Source organism: Microbacterium sp. NPDC091676, from assembly GCF_044756645.1.
GTDB classification, from domain to species: Bacteria; Actinomycetota; Actinomycetes; order Actinomycetales; family Microbacteriaceae; genus Microbacterium; species Microbacterium paraoxydans_D.
Genome location: NZ_JBIVTI010000002.1, coordinates 229,777 through 243,864 on the forward strand (window position 1 = coordinate 229,777; position 14,088 = coordinate 243,864).

20 protein-coding genes are annotated in these 14,088 nt (G+C 71.8%); 8 read left to right on the forward strand and 12 right to left on the reverse strand.

Annotation, left to right across the window (positions count from 1 at the left end; all coding sequences use genetic code 11):
- Window positions 1-77: 77 nt before the first annotated feature.
- Window positions 78-1,295, forward strand: coding sequence for an ROK family protein (locus ACIQID_RS14160; protein ID WP_312675352.1), 1,218 nt, complete (start codon window positions 78-80; stop codon window positions 1,293-1,295).
- Here the strand turns inward: ACIQID_RS14160 and ACIQID_RS14165 are convergent.
- Both ACIQID_RS14165 and ACIQID_RS14170 read right to left on the reverse strand, forming a co-directional pair.
- Window positions 1,247-2,383 carry a Gfo/Idh/MocA family protein gene (locus ACIQID_RS14165; RefSeq protein ID WP_400286260.1) on the reverse strand — a complete coding sequence of 379 codons (1,137 nt, stop codon included), beginning with the start codon at window positions 2,381-2,383 and terminating at the stop codon, window positions 1,247-1,249. The genes ACIQID_RS14160 and ACIQID_RS14165 overlap by 49 nt on opposite strands.
- The gene (locus tag ACIQID_RS14170) at window positions 2,383-3,189 is read right to left on the reverse strand and encodes a sugar phosphate isomerase/epimerase (protein ID WP_331201928.1); all 807 of its coding nucleotides are present in this window, start codon (window positions 3,187-3,189) and stop codon (window positions 2,383-2,385) included. Before ACIQID_RS14170 ends, ACIQID_RS14165 begins: the two co-directional genes overlap by 1 nt.
- A 106-nt stretch (window positions 3,190-3,295) precedes the next feature.
- Here ACIQID_RS14170 and ACIQID_RS14175 point away from each other — a divergent pair, with 106 nt between their 5' ends.
- The 3 genes from ACIQID_RS14175 to ACIQID_RS14185 are packed head-to-tail and all read left to right on the forward strand — an operon-like array spanning window position 3,296 to window position 5,568.
- Complete coding sequence (locus tag ACIQID_RS14175; RefSeq protein WP_331201929.1) at window positions 3,296-3,943, forward strand: helix-turn-helix domain-containing protein; 648 nt, start codon at window positions 3,296-3,298, stop codon at window positions 3,941-3,943.
- A 9-nt stretch (window positions 3,944-3,952) separates the two neighbouring features.
- Window positions 3,953-4,585, forward strand: a complete 633-nt coding sequence (locus ACIQID_RS14180; RefSeq protein ID WP_331201930.1) for a DUF4166 domain-containing protein — start codon at window positions 3,953-3,955, stop codon at window positions 4,583-4,585.
- A complete protein-coding gene (locus ACIQID_RS14185; protein WP_400286265.1) occupies window positions 4,582-5,568 on the forward strand; it encodes an epimerase in 987 nt (328 codons plus the stop codon). Before ACIQID_RS14180 ends, ACIQID_RS14185 begins: the two co-directional genes overlap by 4 nt.
- An 18-nt stretch (window positions 5,569-5,586) precedes the next feature.
- On the opposite strand, the gene ACIQID_RS14190 is transcribed toward ACIQID_RS14185, so the two are convergent.
- From ACIQID_RS14190 to ACIQID_RS14215, 6 genes are read right to left on the reverse strand one after another with little or no spacing between them, the layout of a single operon-like run.
- Entirely contained in the window at window positions 5,587-6,390 is an 804-nt protein-coding gene (locus ACIQID_RS14190) for a MerR family transcriptional regulator (RefSeq protein ID WP_400286268.1), read from the reverse strand.
- Window positions 6,380-6,934 (reverse strand): VOC family protein, encoded by a 555-nt coding sequence (locus ACIQID_RS14195; RefSeq protein WP_400286271.1) that lies wholly within the window; start codon window positions 6,932-6,934, stop codon window positions 6,380-6,382. The genes ACIQID_RS14190 and ACIQID_RS14195 overlap by 11 nt, the downstream gene beginning before the upstream one ends.
- 33 nt (window positions 6,935-6,967) lie before the next feature.
- Window positions 6,968-7,912, reverse strand: coding sequence for a DUF1214 domain-containing protein (locus ACIQID_RS14200; RefSeq protein WP_400286274.1), 945 nt, complete (start codon window positions 7,910-7,912; stop codon window positions 6,968-6,970).
- A gap of 33 nt (window positions 7,913-7,945) precedes the next feature.
- Window positions 7,946-8,332: a PLDc N-terminal domain-containing protein gene (locus ACIQID_RS14205; protein ID WP_136051511.1), complete on the reverse strand. Its 387-nt coding sequence runs from the start codon at window positions 8,330-8,332 to the stop codon at window positions 7,946-7,948.
- Window positions 8,333-8,371: 39 nt separating this feature from the next.
- Window positions 8,372-9,301, reverse strand: a complete 930-nt coding sequence (locus ACIQID_RS14210; RefSeq protein WP_312675363.1) for an aldo/keto reductase — start codon at window positions 9,299-9,301, stop codon at window positions 8,372-8,374.
- A 55-nt stretch (window positions 9,302-9,356) separates the two neighbouring features.
- On the reverse strand, window positions 9,357-9,575 hold the full coding sequence (locus tag ACIQID_RS14215) for a helix-turn-helix domain-containing protein (RefSeq protein ID WP_400286279.1): 219 nt from the start codon (window positions 9,573-9,575) through the stop codon (window positions 9,357-9,359).
- Between the two features lie 94 nt (window positions 9,576-9,669).
- Here ACIQID_RS14215 and ACIQID_RS14220 point away from each other — a divergent pair, with 94 nt between their 5' ends.
- The 3 genes from ACIQID_RS14220 to ACIQID_RS14230 are packed head-to-tail and all read left to right on the forward strand — an operon-like array spanning window position 9,670 to window position 11,102.
- On the forward strand, window positions 9,670-10,041 hold the full coding sequence (locus tag ACIQID_RS14220; protein WP_312675365.1) for a helix-turn-helix domain-containing protein: 372 nt from the start codon (window positions 9,670-9,672) through the stop codon (window positions 10,039-10,041).
- Window positions 10,042-10,065: 24 nt separating this feature from the next.
- Window positions 10,066-10,461, forward strand: a complete 396-nt coding sequence (locus tag ACIQID_RS14225; RefSeq protein WP_400286284.1) for an ImmA/IrrE family metallo-endopeptidase — start codon at window positions 10,066-10,068, stop codon at window positions 10,459-10,461.
- Between the two features lie 38 nt (window positions 10,462-10,499).
- Window positions 10,500-11,102, forward strand: a complete 603-nt coding sequence (locus ACIQID_RS14230; RefSeq protein WP_312675367.1) for a GNAT family protein — start codon at window positions 10,500-10,502, stop codon at window positions 11,100-11,102.
- Between the two features lie 24 nt (window positions 11,103-11,126).
- Here the strand turns inward: ACIQID_RS14230 and ACIQID_RS14235 are convergent, their stop codons facing one another.
- Window positions 11,127-11,333 (reverse strand): hypothetical protein, encoded by a 207-nt coding sequence (locus tag ACIQID_RS14235; RefSeq protein WP_025105563.1) that lies wholly within the window; start codon window positions 11,331-11,333, stop codon window positions 11,127-11,129.
- A gap of 88 nt (window positions 11,334-11,421) precedes the next feature.
- On the opposite strand from ACIQID_RS14235, the gene ACIQID_RS14240 reads away from it, so the two are divergent.
- Window positions 11,422-12,033 carry a flavodoxin family protein gene (locus ACIQID_RS14240; RefSeq protein ID WP_400286289.1) on the forward strand — a complete coding sequence of 204 codons (612 nt, stop codon included), beginning with the start codon at window positions 11,422-11,424 and terminating at the stop codon, window positions 12,031-12,033.
- Between the two features lie 9 nt (window positions 12,034-12,042).
- Here the strand turns inward: ACIQID_RS14240 and ACIQID_RS14245 are convergent, their stop codons facing one another.
- The 3 genes from ACIQID_RS14245 to ACIQID_RS14255 all read right to left on the reverse strand — a co-directional run bounded on the left by ACIQID_RS14245 (window position 12,043) and on the right by ACIQID_RS14255 (window position 14,060).
- On the reverse strand, window positions 12,043-12,354 hold the full coding sequence (locus ACIQID_RS14245) for a hypothetical protein (protein WP_312675369.1): 312 nt from the start codon (window positions 12,352-12,354) through the stop codon (window positions 12,043-12,045).
- Window positions 12,355-12,503: 149 nt separating this feature from the next.
- Window positions 12,504-13,367 (reverse strand): hypothetical protein, encoded by an 864-nt coding sequence (locus tag ACIQID_RS14250; RefSeq protein WP_400286293.1) that lies wholly within the window; start codon window positions 13,365-13,367, stop codon window positions 12,504-12,506.
- Between the two features lie 81 nt (window positions 13,368-13,448).
- Window positions 13,449-14,060 carry a GNAT family N-acetyltransferase gene (locus tag ACIQID_RS14255; protein WP_060921801.1) on the reverse strand — a complete coding sequence of 204 codons (612 nt, stop codon included), beginning with the start codon at window positions 14,058-14,060 and terminating at the stop codon, window positions 13,449-13,451.
- Window positions 14,061-14,088: the final 28 nt, after the last annotated feature.

A 14,088-nucleotide genomic window follows, 5' to 3' on the forward strand; every position in this document is an offset into this window, starting at 1 on the left:
CCCCTCGTCAAAAGTTGTTTGTAACGAATCCGAAGTCGCACAGCCGACTGCGAGAAGTGCTGTGCTTTACTGACGCCATGGTTGACGTGCTGAGACCGCTCGCAGCGCCCTCCCCCGGGACCGGCGAGATCTTCCAGATCCTCCGCGACGGACACGCGCGCACCAAGGCGGAGCTCGCCGCCCTCACCGGCCTCGCCCGCTCCACCGTCGCCTCCCGGGTCGACGCACTGCTGGCCGCCGACCTCCTCCGACCCGCGGGGGAAGCGGTGTCGACGGGCGGCCGCCCTCCGGCCCGCGTCGCCTTCAATCCCCGCGCCGGACTCGTCCTCGCCGTCGACCTCGGAGCCACGCACGCGACCGTGGCCGTGGCCGACCTCGCGGGCGTGATCCTGGACGCGCGCACCCGCACCATCGACATCGGCGACGGCCCCGAGGCCCTGCTCGATGCGATCCTCGCGGAGGGGACCGCCCTGCTCGCCGCGGCCGCCGAGGGCCTTCCCCTCGTGGGCGTGGGCATCGGCGTGCCCGGCCCGGTCGAGCACTCCACGGGGCGCCCGACGAACCCGCCGATCATGCCGGGCTGGGACCGCTTCGACGTGCCCGGCTACGTGCAGCGCACCTTCGACGTCCCGGTCCTCGTCGACAACGACGTGAACATCCTCGCCCTCGGCGAGCAGGCCACGAGCTGGCCCCGGGTGGACGACCTCGTGTTCGTGAAGGTGTCGACGGGCATCGGCGCCGGCATCATCGCCGGCGGTCAGCTCCAGCGGGGCGCCCAGGGATCGGCGGGCGACATGGGGCACGTCCAGGTGCCGATGAGTGCGGGATCCGCACGGGAGCCGGGCGACGAACGGGATCTCGAGGCCCTCGCGAGCGGATCGGCTCTCGCCGACGCCCTGCGCGCCGAAGGGCACGACGTGCACAGCGCCTCCGACGTCGTCGACCTCGTCCGCGCCGGCAACACCGCGGCCATCGAGGCCACCCGTCAGGCCGGACGCGATGTCGGCGAGGTGCTCGCGACGGTCGTGAACCTGCTCAACCCGTCGATCATCGTGCTCGGCGGCAGCATCGCCCGCGCGGGCGAGCACCTGCTCGCCGGCGTCCGCGAGGTCGTCTACCGGCGTTCGATCCCGCTCGCCACCCAGCACCTCGCGATCGTGCAGTCGCAGGCGGGCGACCGCGCGGCGGTGCTGGGGGCGGCGATCATGGTAGCCCGCGAGGTGCTCTCCCCCGCGAACGTGGACCGCTACGTCGCCGCGAAGGGATCGAAGTCGGCGGGCAGCGCGCCCACCTGATCCAGCGTGCTCGCGACCTCCACGAACGTGCGCCGCACTGCGGCCTCCTCGATCGAGAGGAGCGTGTCGAGCACGTGGTACCCGAAGTCGCCGGTGGCGACGTGGGGTCGGTCCTCCGCGATCGCGCGCACCATGTCGAGCAGCCCGAGCCCGCGCCCCGCGAGCACCCCCTCCGGCACGACATCGACGACCTCCTGCACCACCGGCTCCGGGGGCACGAAGTGCCGGGACAGCGGCCGGGTGATCGTGATGGGTCCCCCGAACGTGTTCGGGTCGGGGATGACGAGGGTGCCTTCGGTTCCCGTGATCTCCACGATGCCCTGCCGCACCAGCGGCGAGTCCGTGCTGTAAAGGCTCTGCGCCTGCCCTCCGCCTTCGAAGTCCATCAGGACGCTGAGCGTGGACGGGATCTCGACCGGGAACTCCTCCCCGGCACGGTCGCCGACCTGCACGCGGCGGGTCGGCGACCCCTGCAGCCCGAGGGCGGCCACGGCGGCCACCGGCCCGAAGACGTGGACCAGGGTCGAGACGTAGTACGGCCCCATGTCGAGGAGCGGCCCCGCCCCCTTCGCGTAGAGGAACGCGGGGTTCGGGTGGAAGATCTCCGGCCCCTGCCACTGGAACGTCGTCTGGCCGAACAGCGGACGGCCGATGTCGCCGCGGGCGATGGCGCGCTTCGCGGTCTGCACGCCGGGACCGAGGACGGTGTCGGGAGCGACGCCGACGCGGAGCCCGGCCGACGCGGCCGCCTCCAGCAGGCGTCGCGCCTCCTCGCGGTCCACGCCGAGCGGCTTCTCCGTCCACACGTGCTTCCCGGCGGCGACGATCGCCTCCGAGACGGCGACGTGGGCGGCCGGGATCGTGAGGTTCACGACGATGTCGATGTCGGGATCGTCGAGCACGACCTCGACACCCCCGGCCCGCGGTACGCCGTAGGCCGCGGCCTGCGCGCGTGCCCGCTCCTCGACGAGGTCGCCGATCGCGCGCACCTCCACGTCCGGGAAGCGCGTGAGGTTCTGCAGGTACTGGTCGCTGATGTTGCCCGCGCCGATGAGGCCGACGCCGACGGCTCCGCCGCCCCGCACCATCAGCGCGCCGTCCCGGCGTCGAGGAAGACCCGGCTGCGCTCGATGGCGTCGAACAGATCGCCGTCGTAGTGGTCGAACTCCACGATGGCGAGCTCGAGCGCGGGCGCGGCGGCGATGGCCTCCCGCAGCGGCACCGTCCCATCGCCCGCGGGCACCTGATCCGCCGGCGGGTAGGCGTCCAGCAGCGCGGGGTCGAGCGTGCCGTCCTTCGCGTGCACGGCGATCACGCGCGCGCCCAGGCGCTCCACGAGCGCCACCGGGTCGACGCCGCCGCGGGCGACCCAGTACAGGTCGACCTCCAGCACGACACGCTCGTCGAGGTGCTCCGCGAGGATCTCCAGCCCGGTCACCCCGTCGAACACGGCCTCCAGCTCGTGCGCGTGGTTGTGATAGCCGACCCGCACACCCGCCTCGGTGCCGATCTCCGCCGCCTCGTTGAGCAGCCGGGCGGTCTCGACGATCTGGTCGATCGATTCCCAGCGCGCCGGCTCGGTGTAGGGATCGATCACCGTGTCCATGCCGAGCGTGCGCGCGGCGGCGAAGACCTCGGCGGGCGGCGGGACGGGAGCCGTGGTGCCGGAACCGTCAGGGCGCACGAAGGTCGGAGTGGCCAGGAAAGCGTGCCCGGAGGGGGCGGTCAGCCCGGCAGCCGACACCGCGGCGGCCATGGCCTCCGCCCGGCGCACGAAGTCGTAGGGCTCGACCGCGGTGAATCCGCGCGCCGCCACCGCGGCGAGCGTGCCCTCGAGGTCGGCCTCCAGCTGCTCGCGGATCGTGAACAGTTGCAGAGAGGTCTGGATCGTCATCGGTCGTGCTCCTCGGTCGTCGGTGACAGGAGGGCGTCGCGCGCCCTGCCGGCACGCTAGCACCGAATACCTCCAGGTGGAAGTTTCTTCTCGATAGACTCCGAGCATGCCCACCGCACCCGCAGCCGCCGAGGACTCCGAGCGCCCGCGCCCCCGTGGCGCCTATGCGAAGGGGATCGCACGACGGCAGGAGATCCTGGATCGCGCGATCGAGGTCTTCGCCGCCCGCGGCGCCGACCGCACGAGCCTGCGGGCGATCGCGCGCGAGGTGGGCGTGACGCACGCCGCCCTCTCCCATTACTTCGGGTCGCTCGAGGAGCTGCTCGTCGCGGTCTACGTGGAGAGCAACGCCCCGGGACGGAAGACCGACCCGGAACCGGTCAACCCCGTCGAGGGGATGATCCGGTCGGCCAGAGCCAACCGCGAGGTGCCGGGCCTCGTGCAGCTGTACTCCACCCTCGTGGCCAGCGCTCTCGAGGAGGGGCATCCCGCCGCCCGCACCTTCGCGACCGAGCGCTTCGCCCGCCTCCGGGCCGACATCGCCGAGACCGTCCGGGAGCAGCAGCGCGAGGGGCACCTCCGCTCCGACGCCGATCCCTCCGCGGTCGCCGCACTCGTCGTCGCGGCCTCCGACGGCCTGCAGACGCAGTGGCTGCTGGACGACGCGGCCCCGCAGCACGAGGCCCTCGCCCTCCTCGACCGCCTGCTCCGACCGACGGACGCCCCGGGCCGGGACGGCACTTCCGCGGGCTAGGCTCGAACCGTGACGCCCGTGCCGCAGTCCCCGTATGCGAGGGCGCTCGGCGAGCGCCTGACCGAGCTGCACCCCCGGCTGCGGACCTACTTCCAGGCGGTCCCGGAGGGGATGGTCGGCGTCGGCGAAGGCACGTTCCAGCGCGTCGGCACGCCCCGCCGCGCGCTCTGGCCGCTCCTCCGCCGCCTCGAGCGGCGCGGGGTGATCGCCGCCCGCTGGGAACGCGACGTGCCCTTCCGCATCGAGAACCGCACCATCGCCTCCCGCGCGATCGCCGAGCGCACGTTCCGGTTCGCGAGCGGGCCGTGGGTGATGCGCGACGCCGTGGCACCGACGCGGCACGGCCGCATCGTCGACGAGCTCGGCGAGCCCGGGCTGGTCGTGGCCTGCTTCGCCGTGGAGCCCCGCGCGGGCGCCCTGCACCTGACCAGTCGCGCGGTGGGCATCCGCCTCGGGCGCTTCCGGCTCCGCATCCCGCGGATCGTGGCTCCCGTGGTCCGGCTCGTCGAGCGGTGGGACGACGAGGCCGGTCGTCAGCGGGTGCGCCTGACGGTCGACGCACCGCTCCTCGGCCGCCTCTACGAGTACCGGGGCGACTTCGACTACGCCCTCGAACCCGATCGGAAGGACGACAGCGCATGAGCACGGACCGGGCGGTCATCGGCGGGGCCACGGGGTTCATGGGGCGATTCCTCACGGCACGACTCCGGGATGCCGGGCGCGAGGTCGTCACGATCTCCCGCTCGGGAAGCGACCTCACCTGGAGCGATCAGGACGGCATCGACGCCGCCGTCGACGGGGCCTCGCTCGTGATCGGCCTCGCGGGCAAGAGCGTGAACTGCCGCTACACGCCGCGCAACCGTGCCGAGATCGTCCGCTCCCGCCTGGACACGACCGCTGCCCTGAGCCGCGCCATCTCCCGGGCGGCCACCCCGCCGCCGCTGTGGATCAACTCCTCGACGGCCACGATCTACCGGCACGCCGAAGACCGGCCGATGACGGAGTCCTCCGGCGAGATCGGTACGGGCTTCTCGGTCGAGGTCGCCAAGGCGTGGGAGCGTGCCCTCTTCGCCGACGCGCTCCCCGGCACCCGCCGCGTGGCCCTCCGCACCGCCATCGTCCTCGGCGACGGCGGTGTGCTGGAACCGCTGCGCACGCTCGCGCGGCGGGGGCTCGGCGGCCCGCAGTACGACGGGTTCTGGCCGGTCGGTCCCGCGCGCCGCGCCGCCGGCACCGCGCACCTTCCCGGCGCCCGTCGTGGGCGACAGCGCTTCAGCTGGATCCACATCGAGGATGTGGCGCGCATCATCGAGTTCCTCGAGCAGACCCCGGCCCTGGACGGGCCGGTCAACGCCGCCTCACCGCACCCCGTCGACAACGTCACCTTCATGGCCACCGTGCGCCGCGTGCTGGGGACGAAGATCGGCCCGCCGATGCCGCGCTGGATGCTCGAGCTCGGCGCCATCGGCATCCGCACCGAGACCGAGCTCGTCCTCAAGAGCCGTTGGGTCCTCCCCGAGAAGCTCACCGCCGCCGGCTTCACCTTCCGCCACCCGGACCTCGAGGAGGCCGTCCGCGCCTCCTTCGGCGTCACGGACGCGAGCGCCCGGACGCACGCGGTCTGACCGGGTCGCGCGAGGGGATCATCGCCAGGTCGCGGACTCCGGATCGACGCCGTGACGCCGGGCCTCGGCCTCGATGCTGCGCCGGAACCACTCCGCCAGCCCCGGGCGGATGCCGTCGTAGTGCGCCGCGTAGCCGGGGTCCGTGGTGAAGAGCCGGCCGAGGACGACCTGCATCTCCCTGGTCAGCGGGAAGTAGGCCGAGAACACCGCACGGTGTCGCTCGACGAGCGCATCGGCATCCGCCGTGCCGGGAGCCACACCGGCATCCATGGCCGTCGCGAGGGCGGACTCGAACTCCCGCATCGCGTCCGCGACCACCTGCCATGCTCCCGCATCGCGAGCGGCGGATCGCTCCGCGTACTGCTGCCACTGCACCGTGTCGCCCCAGCGGCGGCGCGCGTCGAGAGGCCAGGACGGGTCCCAGTCGGGCCCGAACACCGCGCGCTGCTCGCCCGCACTCAGCATCAGGCCGCGCTCGTGAGCGGTGACCATCCGCTCCAGTTCGGCCTGCAATTCGGTCAGGCGTGCGATCCGGGTCGCGAGCTGCTCCTGCTGCCTGCGCAGCGCGGTGAGGATGTCGGTGTCCGGATCGTCCAGGAGCCGGCGGACCGCCTCGAGGCCGAGACCGAGTTCGCGGTAGACGACGATGCGCCGGAGACGCTCCTGATCGCCCTCCGTGTACACCCGGTATCCCGCCGCCGAACGCGCGGACGGACGGGCCAGTCCGATGTCGTCCCAGTGATGCAGGGTCCGCACCGTCACCCCGGCGAGCGCCGCGGCCCGACCGACGGTCAGGTCCGCGGCGCCGCTGTCATCCGGCATCCACTCCTCCTCCGATCTCCGCTCCGGCCTCCGCCGGGTCCGCGGGCGGACGGATGCCCATCTCCGCGAGGGTGGCCGCCTCGACACTCCCCGGCTCGTAGGGCTTCGCCGCCGTGAAGACGACGCGCACCTTCTCGGGGGTCACGATCTCCACGTCCCTGGTGTTCCAGGGCGTGTCGATCGGCTCCCCGACGGCGCCGGGATCCCACGCCCGGCATGCCTCGACGAGGGCGTCGATCTGGCCGAGCACGCACGCGAAGCTCACACGCAGGCTCGGCAGGCTCTCCTGTGCTGTCCCTCCGGGCACGAGCAGCACATCCTGGAAGGCCCACCGCCGGAGGTGGACGATCCGCCCCGGCACCCCGAAGAGCTCGAAGAACCCCAGACCCCGCGTCCAGAACTCGACCGAGGCGGCGAGATCCGTCGTGGGGACGGTGATGAAAGCGGGCATCCCGTAGATGCCCCGGAACAGCTCCGGTGCGACCGTGTCGGGCCCGGGCGTCGGCACCGGGCTCATCTCGAAAGCGTCATAGTGATCAGTCATGACTCCACGATGAGACCTCACGCCGCGTCAGGGTCAAGCCGATTCCGGGAGCGCCGGGAACGTCCAGGTCCCGTCGAAGACCTCGGGGCGGGGGCGGTAGAGCCGGACGAGGTAGTTCCAGCCCTCCGTGATCGGCAGCACGTTCGGCACGCCCTCCGGATGGTCGCCGAAGCGGACGGTGATCGTGCCGTCGTCGTTGCGGACGCCGGTGATGTCGTTGATCGTGTAGGCGTCGCGATCGTTCGGCTCGAAGAAGCCGTCCGCGTTGTACACCGAGATCGACCAGAAGCCGTCGACCGGCACCTCGCCGACCGTGAGCTCGTACCGGCCCACCGGCAGACGCGGATCGACGCCGATGTAGCTCGCCTCGGATGACGGGAGCCCGCCCCAGCCCGCCGCCGTGCCGATGAGGTGCCGCACCGGATCGACCTCGTCCTCGCTGCCGAACATGCGGTCGAAGCCGCGCAGGTTCCGCGCCAGCGCGAGCAGCGCCTGGCGGGTCTCGTCGAGGCTGACGGTGTCGTAGTCCGGCATCGCGAACGGCGTGGCCGACCCGCTGCGCAGCGCGATGCGGTCCTGCAGGGCCCCCACCTCCGCCACGTCCGCCGGGTCCACGGGATCCACGAGGATGCGCACGGCCAGCACGACGTACGGGGTCCCGAACTGCGCCACCGTCAGCGTGTGCTCGCCCGCCTCGTGGATGATCGCATCGACATAGTGGTGCTCGTTGACGACCATCGCCGAGAGGTAGCGGTCGCCGTGCTCCGGGATGGTGAACGTCGCGCCCTCGCTGATGTCGAGGACCGCGAAGCTGTACAGGGTGTCCCGGTTCAACCGGATCACGGTCTGCCGGTCGATCGCGGCCGGAGCCCTGTTGTGCAGGAACCGATCCACACCCCCGGCCTCCTTCTGGAGGTCGCGCATCATGCGGTGGGTCTCGGCGAGGGCGAAGTTGTCGACGTTCACGAGGATGCTCATGACGGCATCCTGGCAGGCCGGACCGCTCGGCGGCTAGGACGAAGGAAGAGCGTCGTCTCCCCGTTCCCGGCGCCGCTTCTCGATCTCCTCGCGGAGCCGCCACTCCTCGATCTCGCGGTCGAGGTCCGCGATCTGCTGCTCGGTGGAGCGGACGTCGACCGGCGGCGCGGGGCGTGCGACCGTGGTCGTCGGGGCGGTCGGCCGCTCCGCGCGTCGCATCCGCGGGAGCGGGACCCCGGCCTCCCCGTACTCGCGGCCGATCGCGAACCACAGCGCACTGCCGATCAACGGCAGGAGGATCACGATGATGATCCAGACCATCTTCGGCAGGTACTTCACCTGCGAGTCGTCGCGCGTGATGATGTCGATCAGCGCACCGATCATCAGCGCGATGACCAGGAGCGAGAACAGGAACGGCATGGGTTCAGGGTAGACGACGCACGGGCCGGAGCCGAAGGTTCACGGCAGCAGGTGTCCGGCGGCGCGGAAGAGCTCGTACCACTCCGGGCGGGTGAGGACGACGTCCACCCCGGCCGCCGCCTCCTGCACGCGGTGCGGCGTCGTGGTGCCGAGCACGACCTGCATCCCGGCGGGGTGGCGGGTGATCCAGGCGGTGGCGATCGCGGTCGGTGTCACTCCATGGACTCCCGCCAGGCGCTCGATCACCGCGTTGAGCTCGGGGTAGTCCGGGTGTCCGAGGAAGACGCCGCCGCCGAAGCCGCTCTGGTAGGGCGACCAGGCCTGCACGGTGATGCCGTGGATCCGGCAGTAGTCCACGATGCCACCGCCGTCGCGCCCGATGCTCTGATCGTGCCCGGCCATGTTCGCGGCCACCGGCTGCGCGATGATCGGCGCATGCGTGAGGGAGAGCTGCAACTGGTTCGCGACCAGCGGCTGCCGCACCGCGGTCTTCAGCAGCTCGATCTGCGAGGGCGTGTGGTTGGACACCCCGAACGCCCGGACCTTGCCCGACGACTCGAGGTGGTCGAAGGCGCGAGCCACCTCGTCCGGCTCGACGAGGGCGTCCGGCCGGTGCAGCAGGAGGACGTCGATGCGGTCGGTGCGGAGGGCCGCGAGTGAGCCTTCCACCTGTCCGACGATGTGGTCGTAGGAGAAGTCGAACATGCCCTGCGCCGGGACGATGCCGCACTTGGTCTGCAGCACGATCCCGTCCCGCTCCGTGGCGCTGAGCCGGAGAGCGTCCGCGAAGCGCGCCTCGCAGTGGTGCATCTGCCCGCCGTAGATGTCCGCGTGGTCGAAGAAGTCGATCCCGGCGTCGCGTGCGGTCGTGTACAGCTCGCGGATCTGCTCGTCGTCGAGGCTGTCGATGCGCATCATCCCGGCGATCAGGGCCGGAGCGGTCGTCGATCCGAAGGAAACGGTCTTCATGCGCCCACGCTACTTCATGACGTCACCCCCGTCCGCGGCCCGAGCGGGCACCGCCTCAGGGTGCGCACGGAAGCAGTCGGGTGACGGGGACACCGAGGGCCGCCGCGATCCCCGCCACATCCTCCATCGTGAAGTCCGCGCGCTCCTCCAGGAGGTCGGCCAGCCCCGCGGGCTCGATCCCGGTCTGCGCCGAGAGCTCGATGAACGACACTCCGGCGTGCAGGCGTGCAGCCTCCACGGCCGATGCCATCAGATGACGCAATTCTGTCCCCATGCGCCTACGGTACCGCCACGCACGGACACCCGCCGCCTCACACGGGGCCAATATGACGGCATCCTGCTCTCGGTGCGCTGCTAAGGTGAGCCGGATGAAGACACCAGCCGAGCAGTTCAACGAGGCGATCGGTCGTCAGATGCGGGCGGAGATCGCGGCAGCGCGCAGCAGCATCGCCGCCATGGCGCGCGACGTGGGCATCGCCCGGAGCGCCCTCGACAACTACGTGACCGGCAAGCGCGCCATCCCCGTGCCCGTGGTCTACGCGGTGTGCGCCACGCTCGGGGTCGAGCCGCACGTCCTCGTCGCCCGCGCCGAGGAGCGCCTGGCCGCCGACGGCATGTCGGCGATCATCACCCCCTTCCGGCGCCGCACCGATGTCGCCACCCCGCGCGACAATACCCGCGAGGTCGCCTTCGAATCCGGATCCACCCGCGCGACGGACACCGACGACCTCTACGAGTAGCCGACAGCGACCGGACGGAGGCCCATGCAGCAGCTCCTCCGCCTGGCCGACGACCTCGGGCTCCGCGTGGTCGAACGCCCGGGTCCCACCCCTGGCGGTTTCCAACCCGTCACCCGGACGATCCGGCTCGCTCCCGGGATGAGCCGGCGCACGGCACGCAGTGTCCTCGCCCACGAGCTCGGCCACGCCCACCTCGGTCACCTGCCCACGCGGCAACCCGCCCTTCGCGCGCGACAGGAGCGACAGGCCGACGAGTGGGCCGCGCGACGGCTGATCACCCCGGCGGCCTACGCCGCCGCGGAGCACCTCCGCGGCGCCCACCTGGCCAGCCTGGCGTTCGAGCTCGATGTGACGATCGAGATCGTCCTCGCGTTCCAGCGCGTGCTGCACCGGGAGCACCTGCCCGTCCCCGCCGCCTGACCACCGGGCACGGCGGGCGACGCTGGTTGAATGGCTCCATGGCCTTCCTCGTCGCCCCCGCCCCCGTCACCCTCTCCGGTGAGCTCGTCGAGCTCCGGCCTCTCGACCGGTCGCACGTCGACGGTCTCGTCGAAGCGGTCACCGAGGGAGACCTGTGGCGGACGGCCTGGTACACCTCGGTGCCGGCACCCGACGGCGTCGCGGCCGAGGTCGACCGCCGCCTGGCCCTCGTCGACACCGGCGAGATGGTGCCCTTCACGGCCTTCGACAGCGCCGGCCGCGTGCTGGGCCTCACGTCGTACTACGACATCGTCGCCGACGTCCCCCGGCTGCACATCGGGTACACCTGGAACCGCCCGTCCGCCCATGGCACGGGTACCAACGCGGAATCGAAGCTGCTGCTCCTCCGCCACGCCTTCGAGACGCTGGGGGTGTTCCGGGTCGGGCTGACGACCCAGTGGGTGAACTTCCAGTCGCGCGCCGCGATCGAGCGACTGGGCGCGAAGCAGGACGGCGTGATGCGGGCCATGAGCCGCTACCGCAACGGCGCACTCCGGGACAGCGTGGAGTACTCCATCATCGAGCCGGAGTGGCCGGCCGTGCGGGCGAACCTCGAAGCGAGGCTCGCCCGGCGACGGTGAGCGCGGGGCGCTGCCCCGCGCCGGTCACTCGGTCGGGCTGCCGGTCCAGTTCTTGGAGCGACGCGTGGCGGAACCGCGCTGACGCATCGCGAACCCGAGGGCCAGCGAGACGAGCAGGATGCCGCCGACGAAGGTGAGCGCGGCGAGCGTGTCGGGCATCTCGTGGGCGATCCCCAGCAGCCAGAAGCCTCCGAGGAACATGATCATGAAGAAGAGGAAGCTGAGGATCACGGGATCTCCTGTCGTCGGTGCTCTACCAGGATAGCCCGGACCCGGAAAGGCCCTGTGCCGCCGCCCGGATGTCTGGTGGGGTCGGAGCATGGACACACCGCTCACCGCCCTCGCGATCTCCTGCACCCTCAAGCCGTCCCCCGCAGCGTCGAGTTCCGATCTGCTCGCGCGTCAGCTGCTCGATGCCCTCGCCGAGCACGGGGTGACGGGTGACCTCGTCCGTGCCGTCGACCTCGACGTCCGCCCCGGCGTCGAGAAGGACATGGGCGACGGCGACCAGTGGCCGACCCTGCGTCAGCGCGTGCTCGACGCCGACATCCTCGTCTTCGTCACGCCGACGTGGATGGGACAGCACTCCAGCGTCGCCCAGCGCGTGCTGGAGCGCCTCGACGCCGAGCTCGGCGAGACCGACGAGCAGGGCCGCCCGATCCTGTTCGACAAGGTCGCCATCGCCGGCGTGCTCGGGAACGAGGACGGCGCGCACCACATCTCCGCGATCCTCTTCCAGGCGCTGAACGACATCGGCTACACGATCCCGGCGCAGACATCGGTGTACTGGAACGGCGAGGCCATGCAGACCGTGGACTACAAAGACCTCGACGAGACCCCGGAGGCCGTGAGCTCCGCGATCACGACGGCGTCCCGCAACGCCGCGCACCTCGCCCGGCAGCTCGCCGCGCAGGCGTACCCCGCCGAGTAGCGGAGGCGCTCAGTCGGCGGGACCGTCGACGACCTCGTCCACGAGGCTGATGCCTCCCGACGAGCTCGCCTCGACCATGAGGGCCTGGATCCATTTCACGTTCAGCTCCGGCGTCTCCGGCTCCGCGAAGGTGAAGCGCAGCGGGATCGACGGATGCAGCCAGATCGTCGAGCGCCCGGGGACGTCGCCGTCGGGGTGCCTCCAGGACAGCGTGAAGCTCTCGTTCCGGCGGAGCTTGGTCGCGATCGCGACCTTCAGATGGGCCAGGGCGCGGTCCTCGATCTGGATCTCGCTGCCGGAGCCGTACTGCATGGTTCCCATCCCCCGACTCTACGGGTGGGAACGGCGCCGACGCGAGCAGCGACACTCTCGCGCGTCTCCGGTGTGCCGGTGCGGACGAGGGGGCCGGCACCGCTCTCGGGGAGCAGCACCGAGGCGTCAGCGTTGCAGACCCGCGCTCACCGCGACGGTCATCCGGCGGCCCGACGCTGGAGAAGCTGGCGCACGTGCGCCTCGATCTCGGCGTCGTCGACGAAGCCCATGCGGGCGTACGGGGATTCCGCCGCTGCCGCCGGCGCTGCGGGGAGGCTGACGGGCGCTGCCGGCGCCATCTCCTCGGCGCGGGCACGGAGCGCGGCGACCCGAGCGGCCTTGCGCCGCTCCTCCTGCGCGTCGATCTCGGCGCGAGCCGCCTGCGCACGCGATCCCGTGACCGACACCATCGGCTCCGGGAGCGGACGCGGGGTCCAGGTGGCGGGGCCCTGGTCGTGCAGGGCGGGGGCCACTCTCTCCTCGACGGTCTCGACGACCGCGGGCTGCGGACGACGGGCGGCGCGCACAGCGACCGCGGCCATCCGCTGCAGGACGATCGTCGCGACGAGCGCCGCCGCCCCGCCGCTCCAGAGGAGCACCGCTCCCCCGGTGGCGACGAGCTGCCAGATGCCGAACCCGACGGCCGCGAGGCCGAGAACGAGCGCGACGGTCGCCGACAGCCGCACCCGTCGGCGGGCGCGGGCCCGACGGATCACGGGATCGGCGCGGGTGGCGGCGAGTTCCTGGCGGAGCGCCTCGAGTTCGGCGGCTTCGCGCTGGGCCTGCAACCGCTTCGCGAGCTTCTGCTGGGCGACGACAGTACGCGCGTTGAGCTCCATGTGCACCTCGCTGGGCGTCTCGCTCGTCTCGGCGAGGATCCGCAGCGCCTGATTGAGCCGCACGGCGTTCCGCTCGGCCGCGTTGTACTGGAAGCGTCCGCGCCACGAGGGCAGCAGGTACAGCATCCACAGGAGCACGGCGACGAGCACGATCACTCCCCCGCTCAGCACCGGCCCGTCCATAGGTCAACGGTAACGGCGGCGGACCGGCCGCGCCGTGCAGTCGGGGCGCGTGTCGCGGCGAGTCCTCCCCGGAGGGGGAGATCAGAGGCTGATGCGGTCCGCCGGCGGGATCGTCGCCGCGTGCGGCGGCACCTGTCCGTGGATCCATCGGGCGAGCACGCCCTGAGGGACCTCCTCCTGCGTGAGGGCGAAGGCGTAGTGGTCCCGCCAGTCGCCGTCGATGTGGATGTACCGGCGGCGCAGCCCCTCGTACCGGAAGCCGAGCTTCTGCACGACCCGCAGGCTCGCGGCGTTCTCGGGCCGGATGCAGATCTCCATCCGATGCAGCCCGTACTCCGTGAAGCAGGCGTCGGTCGCGAGCGCGACCGCGGTCGGGGTGATCCCCCGCCCCGCGAAGCGCTCGCTCACCCAGTAGCCGATCGTCGCCGAGCACAGCGAGCCCCGGGCGACGCCCCAGACGTTCAACTGTCCGGCGACCTCACCGTCGTACTCCATGACGAACGGGTAGCCGCCGCCGTCCCGGTACTGCTGGAGCAGCCGGCGGATGCTGACCCGCATGTCGAAGGACACCGCCCCGTGCGGGATCGTCGCCTCCCACGGCTGCAGCCACGCGCGGTTCGCGAGCAGCTCCTGCTGCAGAGGCCGCGCGTCCTTCGTCCGGATCAGACGCAGCTCGACCGGTCCGTGCCGCATCCCCGTCGACAGCTCCACGCCGCACCTC